This window comes from Rathayibacter tritici (genome assembly GCF_002932875.1).
GTDB lineage: Bacteria > Actinomycetota > Actinomycetes > Actinomycetales > Microbacteriaceae > Rathayibacter > Rathayibacter tritici.
The window spans coordinates 22,954-44,651 of record NZ_PSWS01000080.1; the positions used below are offsets into that span (position 1 = coordinate 22,954).

A 21,698-nucleotide genomic window follows, 5' to 3' on the forward strand; every position below is an offset into this window, starting at 1 on the left:
GCGGATAGCCGACCTCCCCTCCCCTGTCACGGCGTCAGTGGTGGCGTGTGTGGGTGGCGTGCTGGGTGATCTCCTGGGCGGGGGCGTACCCTGTCGCGGCCGGTGCGGTCGTGGTGGTGCGCCGGCCGACGCGGGTGACCGGGTGGTGGTAGGACTGCGCGACCACTGCCGCTGACTCGATCGCTTCGTCCGGGACCTTGCCCTGCATCGTCGCCGCCCACGCGGTGTGCTGTTCGGCGGCATCGTAGGCGCCGTCGGCCGCTGCTCGGTGACTCTCGGCACCGTCCTGCACGCGATCGGCGGCCGCGGCCGTCTCCTGCCCGTCCGTGGTGTCGCCAGCACGCAGGTCGGCGGCGTCGTTGTCGAGCGCATCGGCGACGCGGTCGTGACGGTCGCTGTCGGCGAGGTGGTCACGGCCGCGGTCGCGTTCGACGTCGGCGGCGCGCTCAGCCTGGATGCGGGCGACTTCGCCGGCGACGTAGGCGGCGTCGGCCGCCGGCGCGGTCGTGTCGATGCCGTACCGGTTCAGGACCTGTTCGCGGATCGTTGAGGCCGCGATCGCCGCGGCGGGCTCTGTCCCCGCCCACGCGATCGCGGCTTCCTGCACCCGGCCGATGTCGGCCGGACCGGCGTGGTCCCACCACTGCTTGTCCTTGACGGGGATGAGAGCGGCGAGAGCTTCCGCGCGGTCTGTTCGAGCGGCATTGACCTGGTCGTATCCGCCTCGTTCGAGCGCGCGTGACAGCGTGTGCCCGAGTTGGGTGGCGATCGCGATCGTGGAGCGGAGGGTGCTGTCGAGTGCGTCGTCGACGCCGTCGTGGTTGAGGTCCATCGGGGTCTTTCTTCCTGGAGGGGTGGTTAGTAGTCGCGGACGATGACGGGTGCCGGGTACTCGCTGACCGGGATCGGCCCTTGCCGATCGGTGGGGAAGAAGCCGGCCGGGGGCCGCTTGTAGGGCAGCAGTCCACCTCGATCGTTGGTGTCGATGCTGGTGGCGAAGGGGCCGTCAGTGGACAGGAGCATGCGCATCTGCGGGTCGACGTGAACGAGCCACCAGGCGCTCAGATCCAGCGGTGCTTCGCGGGCGGCTTCCCACAGATGCCAGATCGCGGTCAGCCGGGCTCGGGCTTCCGAGTTCGACCACCAGGTCGCGGACCAGCGGTGCGGGGCATGGTCTTTCTCGGATCCCACTTTGCGGCGGTAGGAGGGCCACAGGAACTTGCGGAAGAACTCATCGACCGATCCGTAGTACAGCAGCGACTGCTGCTCGTCCTCGCCCGCCGCCGCTGTTGCCGGGAGGGTGGTGGTGTCGCTCATGCGGGCACCTTCACCTCCTGCGCGGCGGCCGCGTTGGCGGTGGCGATGAGGCGGGTGAGGGTGGTGTTCTTGTGCCACGGGGTGGTCTGCAGCAGCGCTGCCCGGTTGCCGGTGGAGAGCATCACGGCGCGGCCGCGGGGCAGCGCGGACAGCTCGTCGGGTTCGAGGATCCGGTCCCGTTTCAGCGACAGGGACGTGCTGCGCACGCCCTTGTTGAAGCTGACCGAGGTGGTTTCGCGGTCGTACGAGCCGATCAGGGTGGACAGGTCGCCGAGGAAGTCGGGTTCGGCATCATTGCCCAGGTAAAGCTTCACGTTCGCGGCGGACCACAGCTTCTTGATGCCGTCGCGACCGAAGACGTCCTGACCCTGCGCCCAGGACTGGAACACGGCCATGATCGGGATCCCGCGAGATCCGTAGTGCGAGTAGAGCGAGGGCAGCTCCCGCCACCGGCACACGTTCGCGACCTCATCGAGGACCACGACCAGAGGGGTCGCTAGCCGGCCACCCGGACTCTGCTTCGCGAACCGTTCGGCAGCGTCGACGGTCGCGGCCGTGAGCGCGGCCACGAGTGGGCCGGCGGTGCCGGCGCCCTCCATCGACAGTGAGTACAGGGTGCCGTGGCCGCGCACGAACACGTCCGGGTCGAACTCGGCCCGGCCCGGGGTGCCGGGGGTGACCCAGGAGAGCACGGACGGGTTCTCCAGGCAGGAGACGTAGCCCTGGGTGGAGGCGTAGACGCCGTCGCGGGTCTCGGGGACGAGGTTCATCGTCGAGCGGATCGACGCGGCGACCCTCGGATAGCTCTTGCGCAGCAGCTCGGCCGGTTCCTGATCGGTGGCGTTCATCGCCCAGGCGTGCACGGCGTTCAGGGACAGGTTCGCGGTGGTGGCGGCGAGCAGCAGACCAGCCAGCAGGTGGCGGCCCTTCGAGGGGAAGAAGCCGTCCTCGCCGGACACAGTGCCGTGTCCGGCCCCGTCGGCGAACAGTTGAGCGAGTGTCGCGGCGGTCGCCTCGCCGGTCACGAACGACAGCGGGTTCCACCACCAGGCGGCCGGCTCGTCCGCGACCTGCTGCGGGTCGAACACCCACACCGCGGACGCGGAGCAGGTCTCGCACCGGCCCTCGTCCGGGCAGTACGTGCAGCGGCCGGTGGCGGCCATCGCGGCTCGCACGCGGCGGGTGTCATCGACGACGTCGCGCTTGTTCGAGGTGGTCAGCACGGCGCCGGGCGCGGCGAGCAGCGCCGGTACCACGGTGCATGTCGTCTTCCCCATCCGCGGCCCGGCGAGCACGAACATCATCTGCTCGAACGACGCGTACACGAGCGCCTTCTCCGCTTTCGGGTTCGCGCCGACCGGCACGCCGACGGGGATGCCGGGCGCAGCGGTGTCGACGACTCCCAGCCGTCGCGCTTCCTTCCGGGCACGCACGCCGGTCATCCCGCGCAGATCCCGCGCCCGCGCCATGTAGCGGGCGGCGTGATCCAGCCGGGTGGCCGCGACGCCGGGTCCGGTGCGCAGCCACACGATGAACGCGCCGACCGCGCAGCCGGCGAGGACCTCGCCGACCATGATCAGAGTGCCGGCAGGCGGCCAAGACACGGAGCCCTCGAGTAACCCCAGCACGATGTTCACGGGGCTCGCAGGTAGCTCCGGGTTCACGCCGCTGAGGACGGATCCCCACGCGACGGCGACCCACAGCCCCGCCAGCACTGCGACGGCGACGAGGACGAGGCCGAGGATCGCTGTATCACCGCCTCGCCCGGGCTCTGTGCGGCGGTTGTTCGGTGTGGCCATGGTCCTGTCCTTCGATCGATGCGGATGGGGTGGTGCTGATGGCAGTGGCCGCGCGTGGATCGGGCACGGCCACCCCGGTGCTTGCGTCGTGTGAGCTCGAGCGGCATCTAGTACGGGTTCTCGCTGGAAGCGGCCGAGGTGGTGCCGGCGTCGGCGAGTAGCTCGGGGAGGTCTGCGGCCGCCATGTCCCGGTTGTCGATCCACCAGCGGGCCGCGTCGATCGTCTGCGCCGGCGCGATGATCTGCGCGTCGTAGTCCTGCTCGCTCATGCCGCCTTCCGCGACGAGGGTTTCGTAGGAGCTGATGAGCAGCTCGTGCCGGACTCGCATCGCCCAGTCGAGCTGCTTCTCGCTGCCGCGCAGCGGCGCGAGACCCAACCGTTCCGCTGCCTCGACGGCGGCGGCCTCGGCCGCGGCGCGCTCGGCCAGGAACTCCTTGCTGAGTTCGCGTTCGCCGGCGGCGTCTTTGCAGTCGAAGCAGGGCTTCTTCCCCAGCCACGCGGCGAAGCCGGCGCGTTCGCCGGCGGCTTTCTTCGAGAGGTCCTTCACCGCGGTGTGTCCGCAGGAGTGCTGGATAGTCCATTCGGTGGCGATAGCCATGATGTTGTCCTTTCAGAGGGGTGGGTTAGCGGAGGGTGGCTGGTGCGGGTGAAGTCGGCCATGCGCCGGTACAGTCAGCGCAGATTTGTGTGCGTTTGCTCCCGGTCGGGACGCCGGGCGCCGGGCCGGCCGGCGATGATGCGGATGAACGCGCCGATCAGCGCGTCCGGTGCCGCGGTTGGCGTGGACGCGTCCTGCTCGAGCGCGGCGACCAGGTCGCGCGCGTCGATGCCGTGCCGGGGATCCTCGACGGGCAACGGGTCGGCACGGTAGGAGGTCGTAGCGAAGTGCTCGATCAGTCGGGCGATCTCCGCGTACTCGCAGTGGTAGCTCGCGTCGCCGGTCGGCGTGCGCGTCAGGGCGTGTATCGGCGCGATCATGCGGCTTCTCCGGTGGGGGTCCGGATGCCGACGCGGGAGCGTTCTTTCCACTTCTTGTTGGTGTCGTACACGGTCTCCTCCGAGGGAACGAGGTCGACGTGCAGCGGGATCCCGGGACGGCCGCCGACCTTGATCAGGAAGTTGCCCAGCCCGGGCGGTGTGGCTTCCTCGCCGGTGGTGGAGTCCCACGCGGGTGGGTCCTGCCAGCTGGAGACGTTGGCTTGCTCGGTCGCGGTGAGCGGGATGACGGTGGACAGCATCGGCATCTCCCGCTTCGGCAGGCCGCCCATGATGACCATCCCGGCGCGTTCGACGAACCCGAGCGCCTTCTTCCGGTCTTGCTCGTCGAGCGCGTCCAGGTCGGACATGGTGTGGGAGATCATCGCGACGCCGATACCTTCCTGCCGGTTCAGGCGAGTGGTCTCGTCGAGCCGGTCGACCAGGCCGTGGCCGGCGCGCAGTGCGGACCACATCTCGTCGACGACCACGAAGTAGTGCCGGCGGGGTTCCAGGCCCGCTTCCGCGAGAGCGGAGGCGATGTTGACCGACCCGAAGCCGTTCGCCCAGCACGCGAGCAGTGCGGCCGCACGGTCCGCGGTCGCGGCCGGCGGGATGCCGGAGATGTCGTACACGACGGGTCGGTCGCGCTGCATCGGCTCGTCCGTCGCGGCGGAGAAGATGCCGCCGAACGCGTCGCCTTCGGCGAGGGAACGCAGCACCACTTCCAGGCTGTAGGTGATCTCCTGGTACCGCTCGAAGCTGCCCCGGTCGATCGCCGCGCGGCGCACCCGGTCGGGGCCGTCCTGCACGATGTGCAGCAGATCCGCGACGGTTGAGATCCGGTCCAGGGTCGCGTCGAGTTCCCGGATCGCGGCGGAGAGGATCGCTGTCTCCACCGCGGTGGGCGGGTGGCCGTTGGCGATGTTCATCAGCGCGGACAGCATCGTGACCCGCCGTTGGAACGCGTCGTGCGCGATCTCGTCCGCGAACTCGCGCATCCGCCGTCCGCGTTCGGTGCACTGGCGGGCCTCGTTGCGGAGCGTGATCGCTTCCTCCGACTCGCCGGCTGCGGCTGGATCGGCCAGGATCCGGGCGCCGTCAGCGTCAGCGTCGGCCGCTGCAGCGTGCAGCTTCGTGATCGCGGACGTCGCCTCGCCGGGATCCAGCGGGTTGAGGTGGCCGTGGCCGCGGCCGATCGCGATGACCTGCCCGCCGAGCTTGCGGATCAGGTCGACGTAGTCGGGTTTCACGTCGCCCAGGATCAGCGGGATCGTGCCGTATGCGGCCAGCCCGGTGACCATGCGACGGATGATGGTCGATTTCCCCAGGCCGGGCTTGCCGAGTACGAACACGGACGGGTTGAGGATCAGTTTCGCCCGCTGGAACCAGGAGATCGGGTCCGCCATCACGGTCGCGCCGGAGATCAGGTGCCGCCCCAACGGCACCCCGACCATCGGGGTGCCGGTGCCGACCGTGAACGGGTAGATCCCGCACACCTGGAACGTGGATCCACGGAAGGTGGGCGGCGGCTGAACGAGAGTGTGAGCGCCTGCGCCCGGCCCGTACCAGCCCCGCGGCCCCGGCCGAGGAACCGGCCGGGGCTTGCGCGCGTCGCCCGCTTTCGCGCCCGCGCCCGCGCCCGCACCGGCGCTGGCGTTCACGGGGCGCGGTGTCGTCGCCGTCACCGGCATGGCGGGTGCTGCAGCGGCCGTCGGTGTCGGCTCGGCGCGGGTGCTGGTGAGGGGGCTGAGCTCCTCGTGCGCTTCGTGCTGCTTCTTCGAGCGGATCCCGCTGCGTGCGAGGGTGGCGCGCAGCTGTGCCCGGTTCGGGCCATCGGTGGCTGGGCTTCGCCGCTTCTGCTCCTTGCGGGCGAGTGTCACCGCCCTGCGCGCTTCGCGAGGGGTGGCCGGGGCGGGATCGGTGCGCAGATCGCGGCGCCGCTGGGGCGTCGGGCTGTCCGTGGCCGCGGGGCGGTTGTCGGTGGTGGTCATCGGGCTGCTCCTACAGGTTCACGGTCAGTTCGGTGGGCACCTTGACGTGCTTGGACGGGATGATTCCCAGCGGCAGACCGGCGGCGAACGCGGAGTCTTGCGCGCCGTAGGCGGGGCGCAGAGCGATCCGGGAGCGTGCGCCGAGGGTGGCGATCGCGGCGTCAGCGTCATTGAGGTCGGCGGCGTTCATGACGGAGGAGGTGACGATCATGCCGAAGTTGACCAGGCCCGCTCCGGAGGCTTCCTCGTCGGCGGTGCGCTGCGCGGCTTCGTAGGCGTGGTCGGAGCGGGCGTTGCGCATCCGTTCCGAGTTCGAGTTGAACCGGGCCGAGCGGAGGTCGTTCTGCACCATGCTCGCCGCCCGCGCCGGGTCGATCGGCTGATACAGCAGGGTGACTCGTTTGCGGGCGATGTCGGGGTGCGGGGTCAGCAGTGCGGAGAGGATCGAGTCGGGGACGACACCTCGGGGCGGTTCGGACATCACGTACGACGTCGAGATCGCCGAGTCGTGTCGGTAGTGGCCCCAGCCCGCTTCGGTCGCGGTCGGGCCGACGTGGTCCCAGCTGAGCGCGCCGATCGGGTCGGTGTCGGTGGCGTCGAAGCCTCTCGCGGTACGCGCGTCGATCTCGTCGATGGTGGTCGCTACCGCCGGGTCGTAGGCGGTGCGCACGTAGGAGCACAGTTCGGTCGCGGTCACGGGCCGCACCGAGCCAGCGCCGGTCCCGGCGAGCCGGTCGGTGAGGGACGGCAGACGGGAGGCGAGGGTGCGCCCCATCTCCTCGAGGGAACGGCGCCGTTTCGTGCGGCCGAGGGTGAACGTCAACGCCAGCATCACCCGCACCCGGGAGGAGCCGGCCGGGTAGGTCGCGGCGACGTCGCGGAGCACCTGCAGCGCGAACGCGGGCGCGTGGGGGTCGATGGCCCACTCCACCTCGTTCTGCAGCCGGGTGCCGGTGTCGGGCGCCGTCTCGACGGTGATGGAGAACGCCTCCAGCCCGGGCTCGTCCGCCATCGACGCCATCCACTGCCCAAACAGGGCGACCTGGTTGTCGACGACGTCGCGGTCGGTGAGACCGGAGCCGTCCGGTTCCGCGTTCAGGATCACGCTGACGTGGCCGGTCTGCGGCAGGTGCACCAGAGAGAACGGGCGTCCCCAGGAGTCGGTGAACTCGTGCAGCTGGGAGCGGGCGAGGATCCCGGGCAGCTGGTTCGTGCCGCGCGGGGTGCGGCCGATGGCACCGGAACGGTACAGGTGAGCTTTCGAGTTGCGTGCCAGCGCCCACCCGCCACGAACCAGCGCCCGGTCCAGTACCGAGGACCCGTGCCTGTCCTTCACGACGATCAGCACTAGCAGCGCGGCGACGAAGACGCCGACGATGACCGCCGGCAGCAGGCCGGCGGTCATCATGGTGATGATCACGATGATGCAGCCGATAAACAGCACCGCCACACCGATCGTCCCCAAGCCCTTGAAACCGGCGGACTTGGGTTTCTGCCAATGCCCGTAGGTGCGGTTCGTGATGATCTCGTCGCTCATTAGTTGCCTCCGTTAGCTGATTCATCGACCGCGTGACGGGCCGCGCCCGCGGCCGCCGTCCCCGCCCTCACGGCTCCGCCGGCCACCACGACCGCGGCACCCACCGGCCCCGCTGCTGCGGCGCCTGCGCTGCCTGACGTGGCCGCGGGCATGGCGGCTTTCACCGCGGCGCCGGGCGCGGCCCCGTCCGGTCCGGTCGGGGCCTTGCTGCTCGAGCTGGTGGTGCTGCTGTGAGACAGGGAGCGGATCGCGCCGTCCGCGATGGCGCCGGCGCCGGCGGCGAGGGCCATCGCGCCGGCCGCTCCCCCGCTGCCGGATCCGATCGCGGTCGGAGTCACGAACCGCAGCAGAGCCGGCATCGCGACCAGCGCCATCAGCATCAGAGCGAGGCCGGTCATGATCTGCACGAACCCGCCGCCGTCCTTCTGCCAGACGTTCGAGCTCATCAGCTTGAACGCGGCGGCGTACACGAACGCGGCGGCGGGCTTGTAGAGGATGAACGCGATCGTCCAGCCCAGCAGCCGGTTCCACCACTGCTTCCCCATCGGGGTGTTCGACATCGCCGCGGCCGTGGGCAGCAGGCCCGCGCAGAGCACGAGCATCCCGCCGCGGATCACCATCAGCACGATCTGAGTCAGGGACAGGATGATCGCGAGCAGGCAGGCGATGACCACCCCGATCGCGCCGATCGGGGCCGCGGCCGAGGTCAGCCCGATCAGGGCGACGATGTTCTGCCCGAAGCATCCGCCACTCGCGGCATCCACGGGCGCGGCCACGTCGCAGCCGTCCATAGACGCGTTGATGATCCACACGCTGAACTGGTCCGCGGCTTGGGTGCCGAGGCTGATGACGGTGACGCCGGCACCGGCGACGACGATCAGGCGCAGCAGCGACGCCAGCAGCTCCTTCGCCGGTTCGCCCCTCTGCTCCCACACCATCCGGGCGCCGGCGAGGATCACAGCGAGGATCGCCAGGCCGCCGGTGTAGTACCAGAGCCCGCCCTGCAGGAACGCGACGATCTCGCTCGCGCCCCCCGGGGATGCGGTGGGCAGCAGGCCCGCGATCAGCGCGCCCGCGCTACCGATCAAGATAGTGCCGCCGAGGATGAATCCCAGCCGTGCCGACGCGGGGTTGCCGCCGTGGCTGCGCTGCCAGCCCAGCCAGGCGCCGAAACCCATCAACCCCAGCACGGCCAGGCCCGCGCAGATCCACATCGCGTACTGCAGCAGCGTCGTCACCGCTTCCCCACCCGGTGGGGTCGTGGCGGTGCCGGCGCTGTCACCGGCCAGGTTCGGGGAGGGCAGGTACACCCAGAACGTGCCCAGCGACGCGATCGCGCGACCGTAGGACTCGTAGATGCTGTTCGCGGTCTGCTGCCACGCGTCGGACGCGATCTGTGACACGACGGTGCCGCCGATGCACCCGAAATCCAGGGGGAGGCAGGCGCTGCCCTGCGCCATGCGGATCATCAGTTGTCCCCCTGCGCCCACGGCACGTAGCCGCCCATCGACTGCAGCGCCACCGGCGGATACACCGACTGCGGTCCTTTGGCGATGACCTGCTTCCAGTCGCCGTCCGTCCACCGCAACGCCATCGGCAGCGACATCATCCGGGTACTGCCGTCCGCGAGAGTGAGGTTCGCGGCTACATCGATCGCGGCCTGCTCCGCGCTGTAGGACAGCACCTGGAAACCGAGAATCTGCAGGCGCCCGTTCGCGGCTGGCGGGGTCGCTTCGTAGTGCGCGACCATCTCCGCCTGCCCCTCACCGGTCATCAGCTGCTGCGCCATCGGCAGCAGCAGCTCCGAGCTGGTGGCCATCGCCCACATGTTGATCGCCGCGACCACAGCGCCCTGCGTGGTGTGCGCGTAGCAGGACCGCAGACCGATTGCGCTGATTACGCCGGGGCCTGCCGTGTCCAAGGCCGGTGCGCCGGTCAAGCCGACCGTCGACCAGGAGGCCGGGGTGGGCGCTTCGTGCAGCGTCCCGGACTCCTCGAAACCGGGCAGGCCACAGATGCTGCGATCCGCGTCCGCGATCGCCGTCGCGGACGCGGTCGGCGCCGCGCTGGCCGTGCCGGCCGGAGCGGCGGGGGTGGGGTTCAGGAGGGACGGGGCGACGATGACGGCGCAAGCCGCGATCACGACGACGCCGATCGTCGCGGCGATCGTCGTGATCCGGCCCTTGCCCTTCGTGTTCCCGCCGCCCATGTTCGAGCTGGTGTCCGTCATCGTCTGCCGCTCTCAGGAGGACAAGGCGCCGACGAGGAAGCCGGCCGATCCGATGACGATCGCGCCGCCGAGGATGAACCCCAGGCCCGCGCCGATCTCCATCGAGTCGCCGCGCTGGCGGGCAATGGCCATCTTCGCCCCCAGGAACATCAGCGCGAACACGACCATGCCCAGGCACAGCCACTTCGCCCAGTTCATGACCTGCACGATCAAGGACCCGATCGACCCGGGAGGGGCCTCGCCTCCTCCGGGCTGCGGGAAGTCGGCCGGGAGGACCCCAGCGACGGCCGTGGCTGTGGTGAGCGCCGTGTGCGCGATGTCCAGAGCGAGAATTCCAGTGCTCATCGGTGATTCGCTTTCTTCTCAGTGGCCCGGCCACGCGGACGCGTGCCGGAGATCATGTGCCGTGTCAGCTGGCCGGGTAGGGGACGGCGTCGACCGCGCGCCGGTAGGCGTCGACTATCGCGCGCGTCCACCACCGCAGAGACCGATTGCGCTGCCGTGTCGACGCTGACCGACGGGGTCGGACGGGGGATGCCTGTAATGGGGGGTCCTGTCTGTTCAGCCGAGGGTGAGCGGGCCGTCGGTGTAGGCGAAGTCGATGTGGAGGTGGTTGCAGGTGTCCTCGAACTGGGTCACGTGCGGCAGCGTCACGGCGGTACGGCATTCGACCTGGCCGGCGCGGGTGCCGTCCGGCGCGATCTGCGACAGCCGGGTGAGCAGCTGCATCGACGCCGGATCGCCGCCGGTGAGGGCAGCGCCGGCGAGGCTGTAGAAGTCGACCGCTTCCCCGCCTCCGTTGATCCAGTGCGACGAGCCGGTACCGGCGCCCGCGAGGGAGCCGGTGCATTGCCGGTTCAGGTCGGAGATGCCGACGGTGCCGAACTGGGTGATCGCGAGGGTGATCAGCTGGAGCGTGCGCACATCCAGGCCGCACTGCGCTGTCGCGGTGCCGGCCGCGACGCCACGGATCTGGTCCGCGTACCGGGCCTCGAGCAGTGTCAACGTCCCGGCGTCCATCGCGGACACCAGGCCCTGCGCGAGCGCGACCGCGTCACCGCTGACCGTGCAACCGCCCGCCGCCGGGAGGGCGGTTGATGTCGACGGGGTCGAGGTCGAGGGGGTGCCGGTGGCGAGGGTGGTGAAGGAGGCGATGATTTGGGAGGCGGCGTCGCGGTACTTCGTGTAGTGGTACGGGTCGGCGTTGATCTGCACCTTGTTGATCGCGATCGAGGGCTCCAGTGCCTCCCAGCCGGTGACCGTGACCAGGCGTTGGAAGAAGAGCGTGGCCGAGGTGGTCGGGTCCATCCGCTGCGCCACGGTTCCCCAGGAGGACTGCTGCTGGAACAGGCCGATGCTGTCCGCGATCGATCCGTCCGGGTTTATCGCGCCATCACCGGAGGCGATGTTCACCAGCGACGACTCCCCGATCGCGGCCTGCACCCCCAACGTCTGCCCGGCGCCGGTGAGCCCCATCGAGGCCGCGGCGTTCGCGATCAGGCCCGCGTTCACCAGCTGGTCGTGCCCGAAGCCGGCCACGTTCGCGTCCGCGGAGATCGCCGCCGTGTCCACCACACCGGCCGAGGGCGTGCACGCGCTCGCGGACGTCGCGCCCCCGCCGAACACCACGACGACGACGATCACCGCGAACAGCGCCACCGGCACCATCGCCAGCGCGAGCACGCCCAGGACTCCGTGCTGCTTCATCAGCCCGTCGGCGGCGTGAAACGATCGACCAGCCACGGCTTCGCCGCGGACTCGCGGTGCACGTACGCCTCGTACTCCCCTGCATCCGTGGGCACCAGGACCCGCATCGTGTACGCGCCGTCACCGTCACGCAGATGCGCCTCCCCGGTGACGCTCGAGCACGGCACCACGCTCGGATCCACGGTCTCGTACGCGATCGCCGCCTGCTGCGTCAGGTACGGGTACAGCCCCGCCAGCCACTGCGCTTTCGCGAGATCATGCCGGCAGTACGCGGCCACCGCGGCGGCCGCGACGCTCAACGCCGCCTCTTCCGCCGACGGCTCCGCCGTCACCTCCGCATCATGGGGACCGGAATCCGCGCCCGCCGTCGGCGTGGGGCTGGCGGGGACCGTCACCGTCGCTGCAGGCGTGCCACTCGGGATGCGGGGGGAGCTGGTCGGAGTGTCGGGCGAGCTGCTCTCCGTGGCACTGTCGGTGACACCGGTCGGCGTGCAGCCGCTCAGAACTGCGGCGATCATCGCGCCTGCGACAATCCCGCGCAGTAAGGGTGGTGTGGAGCTGCTCATCGGCACTGTTCCTTTCACGAGTGGAGGGTCGAGTGGAGCGGGATAGGTCAAGATCCCGCCCCACCCGGAAGACCACTGGGGGTCTTCTCGCGGGTGATCGGCTGATACCGAGCCGGTCCCCGCGCCCAGTCGGTGAGCCGCTACCGCCACGAGGCGGTGCGGCTGGGCTGAAGGACGGCGTGCTCGAGCACACGACGGGCGAGCACGATCCACCACGCGTGCCGAACCCGTCATCGGTCACTCCGCCGGATCCCGTACCGCGCGGCGAGCAGCTGTACGACGCTCACGGCCGTGGCGCCCGTGAGCAGCACCGGGAAAACCCACGGGAACGCGCTGCCCCCGACCCTGGCGAGGAATCCGAACGGGTCCCCTCCGGCCACCGGTGCACCCGCGACGTCCTGCAGGAGCAGCCACAGGGCTCCCGCACCAAGCACGGCCGGCACCGCGAAAGGGGCTCGGAGTGACTGTTGTCATTGGCTTCTTCTTCCTAAGGAGGAGAGGTGGTGGGCGGATGAGGGGACGAGGTCAGGCGTCCCCCCATCCGGAAGACCGATCGAAGGTCTTCTCGCGGCGTTCACCCGTCTCGGCGGGTCAGCGCCACGCCCGGTCTAGGGAGCCGCCGCGCGGAGTCGCGCCGGCTCGAGAGCGGGGGCCTTGTCGGCGACGGCTTGTACGAGCCGTCTCGCTGCTGCTGTGAGCGCCGCCGAGCACCCGTCGGTGCCGACGGTCGTCGCTATGAGCACGGCTTCGTTGAGGATCTCGAGCTGAGCTTGATGGACCGGGTCACGAGCCAGGACGGCCTCGATCAGGACGGCTCGGTCGGGGAAGTAGCGGTAGAACGTTCCGGCTGCCACTCTCGCGCGCTTCACGACCTCGCAGATCGTGAGTCGGTCCCGGCCGACCTCCGCCATGACCACCGTCGCCGCCCGGAGGAGCCGCTCGCGCGTCTCGATCGCGCGCTGTTGCCGCGGCCGCACGCCGCTGGTGCCGGGTGCCACGGTGTTCCTCCGCAGAACGTTCAGCTCCGGTGAGCCCGTAGGGGTGGTGGATGTGGTGCCGCTCATGGTCTCTCCTTGATCGGGGTCGATCGGGCGTGCTGCGCGATGGACGACACGGACCCGCCGCGGGATGCCGCGAGTGCTCGGGACGGTGCGGCGCGAGGGGTGCGGGGGTGTGCGTCATGACCTCTTTCAGAGGTGCTGGGTCCGGGGGCCCTGCGGGTGGATGCCGTCTCGGGTACGGCATCCACCCGCACGCCCTCCGGGCGCGACAGAGCGGGAGGGTTACTGCTGGGTGTCGCTGGTCGTGTCTGCGGCCGCGGTGGCGCGGCGCTTACGGGCGTCGCGGCGACGAGCCAGTTCTGCGGATCATCGCCCTGGCGCAGGAGCAGCGCTTCGCCGGCCAACGCGAGAACGTAGGGCCACGCACCCGCGACCGCACCGAGCACCCGCCCTACCCGATCGCTGGACGGCTGCACCAAGTGGGCGCGACCGACGCCGTCCGACGATCTGGGGACGTTCAGCTCACCCGGCTCGGTGATCACTGGTCGTCCCCACGCTCGACGCGAGCGGCTCGACCGGCGGCGCTCACGAGCGCGACGCGAAGCAGGGCGACTGCCGTGGCGGTGATGAGGATCGCGGGGAACAGGGCAGGCAGGGATCCCGCGAGCATCGCCGCGCTGCGCCCCACCGACCGGCCCGCGGCTACGCCCGAGAGCGTCATCGCCTGCGCGAGCATCCACACGCCGACCGTGACGAGCACCGCGGCATAGCCGAGGATCGCGTCTCGAACGAGCAGCCTCCTGCCATGACCGCGGCGGACGGCGCAGCACCCGGAGACCCCAACCCGCCCACACGAGCAAACAGAACCGCACCACCACGATGACTCAGACAGCTCTCATCTCTCGTAGGCGGGAGAGGAGCCTCCCATCACCAAGACACATTATGAGCCCATACAGCGTGGTCATGCAACTGCTGTGCGGTATCGAAACAACAGCCAGAGCTATCATTACCGAGTCTCCTGGCGCGGAGTCAGCGCGCCAAGCAGTCTCCACGGGGGTCGACCGGTGCGCATGCGCGATGATGGCTCTCATGCCAAAGCACCCAGCAGACCTCCATCTCCCTGAAGGAGTACGAGTGCCACATAGCATCCTGGCGAACCCCACAAACGTGGCGATCCTGAAGTATCTCGCTGGCGTACCGTCTGGGAACTACGGCGACATCCAGGACAACCTCGCCGACCTTGCAGCCGCGCAAGGCGTCACCCCTCCGAGCGCGACGACAGTTTCGCGACGGTTGCAGGCGCTCGAAGAGGATGGGGCGATATCAGCGGACCTCGCGAAGGGTCGCCGGCGCGGTCGGTCGGTTAACTACTCAGTGGATCGGGCGAAACTCAAGCAGATTTTCGATGAGTTCTCAAGTTGGCTCCTGGAGCAGTCGTAAGAACGGAGCGATCCGAATTATGACAGCGTTGGACGGAGGTGCACGTAGACGTAGCGCGCCGAACAATTCTCACCGGTGACGCTACTAGCGGCGACGGCGACATCGATGTACTCGCCGGACCCGCTGCGAACCCGAGCATCGATGCTGCTGGGACCGTCTTCATCGTTGCGCTGCCGTGCGGCAACGAGGTTTCTCACCGCACGCTCGTCCTCCGGGTGGATCACCGCGTAGAAGTCTCCGTGCGGGGGACGTGCCGCTTCCAGCTGGTCGTACCCCGGCGACAGGTAGAAGCAGAGGTCTGTGTCGGCATCGATACCACAGATTGCAACTGAATTGGCCGCTCTCATTGCGGCGGAGAAGTGTGGACCAGTGTCGTAGGAGGGGATACCCGCGCCAATATCGCGGGAGGTGGAATTCGAAAGGTGCGTTATCCCGCGGAGCCGCGTCGTCGCTTCGTCAATGTGAGCGCGTCCGTAGAGCCTCAGTAGAGCTTCTTCCCGGGATGGCTGCCCGTAACCGAGTAGTACACGGTAGTGCAGGTTGTTGGCCAGCTCCGGAGAGTCAATTCCGGCTGAGATGAGATGCTGCATCCGGAGACGATCGGCATCTGCTACCACGTCCATCAACCATTGGGGCGCTGACCACCTCCCATCTACTGCCTCCCTGCTCGTTGGAGATACCCTGTAGATGTCAAACATCTCGGGAGTCCAATACGCTATCCATGTCCGCGAGGAATCTCCTACTGGGCACCATTCCCACGCGCCGACGAGCGGCCGGAGCGGTTCGGGCTCATCGGGATGACGCAGGATTCCGATGGCCGCAACAGCCTTGTTCGTGTACGGCGCGCGGATAACGACGATTTTCGCCACCAGTTGTTCGCCATCGATATCAACGTACTTCGCCCGCTCCTGGTTGTGGCCCACAGAAGAGCTCATCGCCTGCTTCATCGACCCCACAAGCGCACGGGAAACCGAGTGTTGCAGGTGCCGGGAGGGGCTCACTCCCGTGAACTCTGCATTCCCGGCGAGAATCAGCTTTCCGTCAGCATCGACAAGGATCCACTTGTTGGTGGCTTGCGCGACCATCATGCTCCCCCGGCGGCATTCACTGTCGCCCCGGACATATATGTTGACTGCGACACCCAGAATACTACATCGGCAATCTCGTCCGGTGTGCCGAGACGTGCAGCGGGAATCTGCGCCACCATCGCTTCGCGTTCTGGCGTCGGTACCGCATTCATCATGTCGGTGTCCGTGGCTCCGGGCGCGACGACGTTCATGCGGATACCACGACTCGCGTATTCCCGCGCAAAGGATCGCGCGAAGCCTTCGAGACCCGCCTTTGCCGCGGTGTAGTTGGTTTGGCCCACGACTCCGACGCGCGCTGATGTCGAAGAGATAAGGACAATCGATCCGCGCTTCGCGCGCAACATTCCCTTAAGCGCTAGCTGGGTTGCGAAGATGGGGCCGAGCAGGTTGGTTTCCACAACCGCGCGGATATCATCCTCCGAGAGGCGCAGCAGGAGACCGTCCCTCGTAATGCCCGAGGATACGACAAGAGTGTCGATTCCCCCGTGCGCCTCAAGCGTGGCGGCCACCGCGCGTTGTATAGACTCCCGATCGGTGATGTCTGCCTCGATGCCGAGCGCCCCCTGGGGCACCCCGCTCCCCCGATGGGTAGCTGCGACAAGCCACCCATCGGCTAGGAATCTGCGCACGACCGCGGAGCCGATCCCTTTGCTTCCGCCCACGATGAGCGCCGATTTGTGCTTGGTATCCATGTCGTCTGGACACTACACTAGCGGGACTCCTGTGGCCAATACCCAGCCGCCTGTGGCGGTCGTGGTGCCACCGGTCGACTATTGTCGACCCGTTCGAAGGTAGCCGAGATGCCAGAACATCTTGTACTCGAAAATGTTGCTCCGACGACAGGCGGTCCGTTCGTCGGACGCATCCGGGCTTTGGATCTTATCGTGCTCAAGTGCGTGCTCGCGTCGCCGTCAACTGTGCGGGACCTGAGAATGCGCTTTACTCTCTCTCACGCCCAGTGCGCCGAGAGTATCCGCAACCTCAGTGATCTGGGGCTAATTCGTGAGGTCAGCGGCCAAATTGTCGGGGATCGTTGTGCGGCTGAGGTGGCCTTATATGAGGCACGAGCCTCCATCGGGCTGTGAGTATGTACCCGTCTAGCGGTATCATGGCCCACATGTTTGCAGACGACACGCCCGTCCAAACTCGCACCTGGTGTGCGAATCCTCTGGCGGCGGTGGCCGCGGTCGGGTCCGCGAACTTGTCGACGAGAACTGGGATTTGCTGAACGTCAGAAGGCCTCATGGCCACGTTGCGTGCCCCGTCTTCCGTTGCGGGTTCTTCGACACGCCGTCAACCTGCATTCCTTGACATGAAAAGCGTGGTGTTAATGAGTCTCATGGATCGGACTCAGGGACGCGACCCCCGTGGTAGGAAGAGCAAGGGCGACCGCGACCGGCATGCGGTCCTTCCGCCGGTCGTGTTCGGTGCGATTCTGCGCCTTGACGCTGCTCAGCAGGGCTTGACGGTCGCTGATCACCTCTTGCGCATCGTGAAGGAATCCTACGGTCTGGACTCCTTTTCTCCCGACGCGTTGGCTCAGCTGATGGCGGATCTGGGTCTGCAGCAGGCCGACGTCGACGCTGAGGTCGCTCGCGTCATGAAGACTTCCACGCCGCAGCCGCGGCATGGCTCGACTGCTCACCAGGAGGAGTTGCCGATCAGCACCGCCGCTTAAACGAAGGAGGCCCGCCGAAGCGGGCCCCACCAAGTTTCGTAGCTCAAACCCCACCAGGCGACCAAACCACGGGGTTCGAGCTAATCCAAGTCACCAGCCCTCACGGGAGGCTTCTCTATGCCCGAAAGAATACACGACGCGCCGGTAGATTCAACGGCGGATGTGTCGGCGCGCCTCGGTGTCTCATCGAGGTCCGGTGAGGGTGCGTGGGCGTTGACGCGTGCGTTGAGTCCTCGGCCGACGGTGCGGGTGATGGCACGCGATGCGTACGGGACGTTCACGGAGAACGCGTATCCGCTGATCCGGGCGGTCGGGCCGCGCGCCCCGGATGCGCCGTGGGCGATGCATCTCGCATCCGCTGACGGCCGGTACCGGGTGCTGTGCTTCGACTTCGACGGCAAGGACTCAGCCGGTCACGCCCTCCCGGACCTGATGGAGCAGGCGCAGGACGACTGCGACGTCCTGTCGAACCTTCTGTCTGACGTCGCCGTCTCGCACCTGGTGTGCGAGTCCTCTGGCGGCGGTGGCCGTCACATCTGGGTGAACGTGCGCGCGGGAGTCGACGCGGATCTCGTGAAGCGGTTGGCGCGAGCGGCGCGGGCGAACTTTGGCACGTTGGATCACGGGATGCTCTGCAACCCTGCGACCGGATGCGCTCGGCCGCCGTTGTCGCCCCACCGCGACGGCAGCGCCTCGAGGATCCTCCGTGGCGAGATCGACGAGTTGCTGGCCGCGACCACTCCCCCGTCGGTCTTGGCCGAGCTTGCCGACGTCCTGGACGCCCGACGGCCCTCGCTGCGACCCCATGAGAGCGTCTCCCCGGATCTCACCGTCGCCGATCACCGCGCTCACCGTGCGCTTTCCGCGGCGGGCGCCGCGCACATGGCCACCGTAAACGGTGGGTCGAATCCGTCGTGGACGGCGTTCTTGTGCCTGATGTCCGCGGCCGCCGCCGGTTGGTCGTTCGCCGACGTCGAGTACGCCGCGCGCACCGCCCCGGGCATGGAGCACTACCGGACCAAGAACACCGGTCGCGGCACCCGCGTCCGCCGGCCCGAAGACGAGGCGCGCGCTCGCCTGGAGCGACAGTGGGCGAAAGCCCTGGCCTACACCGCCGTCCAGAGCCCTCTCCCGCGCGAGCGCGACCCGGAGGACCTCAGCGACCTCGAGCGCCTGGTTGAGGACGCCGCCACGTTGCAGCTGCTCCTGCAGCGCCACCCCGGCCGATGGGGTGCGTCCGAGTCGGCCGTCAGTGACCGCACCGTCCTCATTGCGCTCGCCTACCTGACCCTGCACACCGGCAAGCGCGTCGTCGCGGCCGCGGTACGAGATCTCGCCCTCATCACCGGCCTCGGCCGCCAGACCGCTGCCGCCGCACTGCGCCGTCTCGCGGCCGCCGGCCACATCGCCCGCGTGGCCCCCGACGAGGGTGCTCACGCCGCCCGGTGGGCCCTGACTGTTCGAACAAAAACAGATCCCCTCCATTTTTCCACAGTCCCCGGCACACTCCGGACACAACCTATTAACAACCCCCGCCCCCCCGATCTCTTCAACCAGCGCGCGATCCTCGTGGCGCAGTTCACCACCGCGCTGACCGATGCTCGGCACGATCTCTTCACCCGCGCTGGCCTCGGACACCTCGCGGGCCGAACCTGGGCAGAGTTACGCCACCACGACTCCGTCACGCCGTCCACACTCGCGAAGATCCTCGGTGTCACCGTCCGTCACGCCGTCACCGTGCTCTCTCGACTCCGCACCGCCCGCCTGATCGTCAAGCACGCCGACGGATGGGCGCGATCCCGCCGCGACGGCCGCGATCGCGCAGCGCGATCCCGCGGCATCGACGGGTACCTCGCCGACCGCGCAGACCGTTACGACGTCGAACGTCAGGTCTGGCAATGGTGGCAAGCCGAACTCGCCGTCATGCACTCCATCCCCCGGATGCGCCCCCGACGTCCCCATGCAACCGCCCGGCCCCTGTTCACCGATGCCACTCCCCCACAGCGCACCTGGCCCCGCTACCCCCGCCGAGACGGCCTCGCCCACTGGCGCACCGCCCGCCAACTCGTTGCCGACGGCGCCCTCGACCCCGACGCCCGATGGAAATACCTCGCCTAGCCGCCCTCGCTTCATGTCGAGCGCACGGCGCTCGACATGGGTGCTCAACGCGTCTCCCCGCCGCCAGGGCGCCAGGATTCAAAGTGAATGCACTTTGACATCTGAACGCAGTATGAATGCATCTTGCTATCGAAATGCAATGATGGCATAGTGATATTACATTGCAACCAGGTTGCATCCGTGGCAGCGGCCGGATGCATCCTGCATGCATCTTGCATCCAAATTGAAAGTGGTACGACTCATGATCATCCTGATTGGCAGCCAGAAGGGCGGTCCTGGCAAGACGACCATCGCGGTCAACCTCGCCACGGAGTACGCCCGTCAAGGCAAAGATGTTTGCCTCGTTGACGCGGACCCGCAGCGCTCAGCTGCCAGATGGCACGCTGACCGCGAGGAGTATGGGCATCAACCAGCGATCGCGTGCGTGGAGAAACTCGGAGGCATCCATCAGACGCTGCAGGACCTCGCGACTCGGTACGACGTGGTGATGGTCGATGTTGCAGGTAAGGACAGCAAGGAGATGCGCACCGGAATGACTGCCGCAGACAAACTCGTCGTGGTCGTTCGGCCCAGCCAGCTCGACCTCGACACCCTCGGTCACATGACCGAAGTCATCGAACAGGCTCTCGACTTCAATCCAGACCTCGATGTGCGCGGACTCATCGCCCAAGCCCCGTCGAACCCGGCGGTGACAGAACGCACGGACGCCGGGGAGTACCTGGCCGAGTATCCGCGCATCCGTCCCCTCGAGACTGTGATTCACGAGCGGAAGGCATACCGCGACGTGGTGGGGGAGGGGCTCGGAGTCGTCGAGTGGAGCAACGTCAAGGCGAAGGCCGAAATTCAGGAACTCGCCGCGGAGCTGGTGGCGTAATGGGAATCCGGAAGCGCCCCGCGACTGATCTCGCCGCCATCGACAGGTTCGGTGATGCGGCCGATGCCCCGTCAACCCCCGCACTGCTGCCGGCATCGCCGGCCAGCACGACACAGGAGGTCGCAGAGCCGGCCGCGAAAACATCCGGCGTTGCGAAATCGTCCACTGGTACTGCGGGGGAGTGGCCGAGCGGCGTTGGTCGAACGCTCCTCGTTCGCTGGCCCGATCCCGCCCTGGCGAAGGAGCTGGCCGAGGTGGCAGCCCTCGAGGATCGCAGCCAGCACAAGACCGCACTCCGGGCGCTACAACGTGGACTTGAAGCCATCCGGGCCGAGCATGAGAGCGATCGCTGAGCGCGGGGCCGGCCAGGAGCATTCATAGTGATACCGAGATGCATTCATATAGATAGCAGGTTCTTGCTGGACACGGAGGACAACTGATGCTCACCGACTGGCGCAAGCCCTCGTGCGTGCAGTGCACCATGACCTACCGGGTGCTCGAGAAGAAGGCCATCGAGTACACCGTGGTGGACATCACCACGAACCCGGCAGCGCTCGCGTATGTCACGGAGGAGCTGGGCTACTCCGCCGCCCCCGTGGTCGTCGCAAGCGACCAGGACCACTGGTCCGGGTTCCGCCCCGACCTCATCGAAAAGCACGCCGCATGAGCGGCCCCCACGACTCGGCGTCAGCGGTTTGGGAGAGGATCAGGACATGGTGAATGTGCGCGGGAGACGGTTGCGGGATCGCGTGCTGACATCGAGGGGCCCCGACTACGAGCTGCGGCTCCCGTGGCCCATGACGGCGGGCGAGAGTGTCGGGTATCTCTGCATCATGCTCGGATGTTTGCTGACGGGCATCGCAGCCGTAGTGTGGGTATCGGTGCGGCTCATCGAGCCATCCCCGTGGAGATTCGCTCCCACCATCATCTGGCTTGTGCTCTTCTGCCGCTGGATCGGTCCGGCCATCGTGCGATCCCTGATGCCCGACGATGTGAATGAGCGGCGGACACTGTTTTCACAATCAGACGACCGGAATCCGCTGTAGTAATCACATCCCGTTTGGGGATCCGTGGCCGGTTGCCCTCAGGTTCCTCCGATGCGGCGGCACGTTTCCGCCTCCGGCTCGCGGGAGGCCCGGTGACTCGCCGACCGCGAGCAGCGCTCCGCCGCCGGTGGGGCCGTCGGATCGTGCTCGGTGTGACCGTGCTCGGGATCCTCGCGCTCGTGTTCGCGTTTCCTTGCCCTCAGATTCCTTCTGCCGAAGTGATGGAGATGCGCGCGGTGACCTGGTGACGACGAGCGGGCCGCTGGTGGTGTCCGAGATGGTCGCGCGGACGTGGTTCGGCACTCGGCACGACTATGATCATTTGAT

24 protein-coding genes are annotated in these 21,698 nt (G+C 68.1%); 7 read left to right on the forward strand and 17 right to left on the reverse strand.

Going from position 1 to position 21,698, the window contains the following annotated elements; genetic code table 11:
* Positions 1-34: 34 nt before the first annotated feature.
* From C5D07_RS14895 to C5D07_RS14960, 15 genes are all read right to left on the reverse strand, one after another.
* The gene (locus C5D07_RS14895; protein WP_104259681.1) at positions 35-832 is read right to left on the reverse strand and encodes a hypothetical protein; all 798 of its coding nucleotides are present in this window, start codon (positions 830-832) and stop codon (positions 35-37) included.
* A 26-nt stretch (positions 833-858) separates the two neighbouring features.
* On the reverse strand, positions 859-1,317 hold the full coding sequence (locus tag C5D07_RS14900) for a DUF4913 domain-containing protein (RefSeq protein WP_104259682.1): 459 nt from the start codon (positions 1,315-1,317) through the stop codon (positions 859-861).
* Positions 1,314-3,116, reverse strand: a complete 1,803-nt coding sequence (locus C5D07_RS14905; protein WP_170063564.1) for a type IV secretory system conjugative DNA transfer family protein — start codon at positions 3,114-3,116, stop codon at positions 1,314-1,316. Before C5D07_RS14905 ends, C5D07_RS14900 begins: the two co-directional genes overlap by 4 nt.
* A 107-nt stretch (positions 3,117-3,223) precedes the next feature.
* Entirely contained in the window at positions 3,224-3,715 is a 492-nt protein-coding gene (locus tag C5D07_RS15875) for a hypothetical protein (RefSeq protein WP_170063565.1), read from the reverse strand.
* A gap of 74 nt (positions 3,716-3,789) precedes the next feature.
* The gene (locus tag C5D07_RS14910) at positions 3,790-4,095 is read right to left on the reverse strand and encodes a hypothetical protein (protein ID WP_104259684.1); all 306 of its coding nucleotides are present in this window, start codon (positions 4,093-4,095) and stop codon (positions 3,790-3,792) included.
* Entirely contained in the window at positions 4,092-6,086 is a 1,995-nt protein-coding gene (locus C5D07_RS15985; RefSeq protein ID WP_181134360.1) for an ATP/GTP-binding protein, read from the reverse strand. The genes C5D07_RS14910 and C5D07_RS15985 overlap by 4 nt, the downstream gene beginning before the upstream one ends.
* 10 nt (positions 6,087-6,096) lie before the next feature.
* Entirely contained in the window at positions 6,097-7,623 is a 1,527-nt protein-coding gene (locus C5D07_RS14920) for an SCO6880 family protein (protein ID WP_104259685.1), read from the reverse strand.
* A complete protein-coding gene (locus C5D07_RS14925) occupies positions 7,623-9,092 on the reverse strand; it encodes a TrbL/VirB6 family protein (RefSeq protein ID WP_104259686.1) in 1,470 nt (489 codons plus the stop codon). The genes C5D07_RS14920 and C5D07_RS14925 overlap by 1 nt, the downstream gene beginning before the upstream one ends.
* The gene (locus C5D07_RS14930; protein WP_104259687.1) at positions 9,092-9,853 is read right to left on the reverse strand and encodes a DUF8175 domain-containg protein; all 762 of its coding nucleotides are present in this window, start codon (positions 9,851-9,853) and stop codon (positions 9,092-9,094) included. Before C5D07_RS14930 ends, C5D07_RS14925 begins: the two co-directional genes overlap by 1 nt.
* 12 nt (positions 9,854-9,865) lie before the next feature.
* Positions 9,866-10,198: a hypothetical protein gene (locus C5D07_RS14935; protein WP_104259688.1), complete on the reverse strand. Its 333-nt coding sequence runs from the start codon at positions 10,196-10,198 to the stop codon at positions 9,866-9,868.
* A 216-nt stretch (positions 10,199-10,414) separates the two neighbouring features.
* Positions 10,415-11,560 carry a hypothetical protein gene (locus C5D07_RS14940; protein ID WP_104259689.1) on the reverse strand — a complete coding sequence of 382 codons (1,146 nt, stop codon included), beginning with the start codon at positions 11,558-11,560 and terminating at the stop codon, positions 10,415-10,417.
* The gene (locus tag C5D07_RS14945) at positions 11,560-12,126 is read right to left on the reverse strand and encodes a hypothetical protein (RefSeq protein WP_104259690.1); all 567 of its coding nucleotides are present in this window, start codon (positions 12,124-12,126) and stop codon (positions 11,560-11,562) included. Before C5D07_RS14945 ends, C5D07_RS14940 begins: the two co-directional genes overlap by 1 nt.
* 230 nt (positions 12,127-12,356) lie before the next feature.
* Entirely contained in the window at positions 12,357-12,569 is a 213-nt protein-coding gene (locus C5D07_RS14950) for a hypothetical protein (protein WP_104259691.1), read from the reverse strand.
* Between the two features lie 165 nt (positions 12,570-12,734).
* Complete coding sequence (locus tag C5D07_RS14955; protein ID WP_104259692.1) at positions 12,735-13,190, reverse strand: TetR/AcrR family transcriptional regulator; 456 nt, start codon at positions 13,188-13,190, stop codon at positions 12,735-12,737.
* A 475-nt stretch (positions 13,191-13,665) separates the two neighbouring features.
* Entirely contained in the window at positions 13,666-13,887 is a 222-nt protein-coding gene (locus C5D07_RS14960) for a hypothetical protein (RefSeq protein ID WP_104259693.1), read from the reverse strand.
* A 374-nt stretch (positions 13,888-14,261) separates the two neighbouring features.
* On the opposite strand from C5D07_RS14960, the gene C5D07_RS14965 reads away from it, so the two are divergent.
* Complete coding sequence (locus tag C5D07_RS14965) at positions 14,262-14,567, forward strand: ArsR/SmtB family transcription factor (RefSeq protein WP_104259694.1); 306 nt, start codon at positions 14,262-14,264, stop codon at positions 14,565-14,567.
* A 17-nt stretch (positions 14,568-14,584) separates the two neighbouring features.
* On the opposite strand, the gene C5D07_RS15520 is transcribed toward C5D07_RS14965, so the two are convergent.
* A complete protein-coding gene (locus C5D07_RS15520; protein ID WP_146076731.1) occupies positions 14,585-15,655 on the reverse strand; it encodes a hypothetical protein in 1,071 nt (356 codons plus the stop codon).
* A complete protein-coding gene (locus C5D07_RS14970; protein ID WP_104259695.1) occupies positions 15,652-16,347 on the reverse strand; it encodes an SDR family NAD(P)-dependent oxidoreductase in 696 nt (231 codons plus the stop codon). Before C5D07_RS14970 ends, C5D07_RS15520 begins: the two co-directional genes overlap by 4 nt.
* A gap of 551 nt (positions 16,348-16,898) precedes the next feature.
* On the opposite strand from C5D07_RS14970, the gene C5D07_RS14975 reads away from it, so the two are divergent.
* The 6 genes from C5D07_RS14975 to C5D07_RS14995 all read left to right on the forward strand — a co-directional run bounded on the left by C5D07_RS14975 (position 16,899) and on the right by C5D07_RS14995 (position 21,371).
* Entirely contained in the window at positions 16,899-17,333 is a 435-nt protein-coding gene (locus C5D07_RS14975) for a hypothetical protein (protein ID WP_146076732.1), read from the forward strand.
* A gap of 252 nt (positions 17,334-17,585) precedes the next feature.
* Positions 17,586-19,451 (forward strand): hypothetical protein, encoded by a 1,866-nt coding sequence (locus C5D07_RS14980; RefSeq protein ID WP_249028253.1) that lies wholly within the window; start codon positions 17,586-17,588, stop codon positions 19,449-19,451.
* Positions 19,452-19,692: 241 nt separating this feature from the next.
* A complete protein-coding gene (locus tag C5D07_RS14985) occupies positions 19,693-20,325 on the forward strand; it encodes an AAA family ATPase (RefSeq protein WP_104259698.1) in 633 nt (210 codons plus the stop codon).
* Entirely contained in the window at positions 20,325-20,678 is a 354-nt protein-coding gene (locus C5D07_RS15525; RefSeq protein WP_146076733.1) for a hypothetical protein, read from the forward strand. The genes C5D07_RS14985 and C5D07_RS15525 overlap by 1 nt, the downstream gene beginning before the upstream one ends.
* 83 nt (positions 20,679-20,761) lie before the next feature.
* Positions 20,762-20,992 (forward strand): glutaredoxin-like protein NrdH, encoded by a 231-nt coding sequence (gene nrdH / locus C5D07_RS14990; RefSeq protein WP_104259699.1) that lies wholly within the window; start codon positions 20,762-20,764, stop codon positions 20,990-20,992.
* A gap of 46 nt (positions 20,993-21,038) precedes the next feature.
* A complete protein-coding gene (locus C5D07_RS14995; RefSeq protein ID WP_104259700.1) occupies positions 21,039-21,371 on the forward strand; it encodes a hypothetical protein in 333 nt (110 codons plus the stop codon).
* The last annotated feature ends 327 nt before the right edge of the window (positions 21,372-21,698 follow it).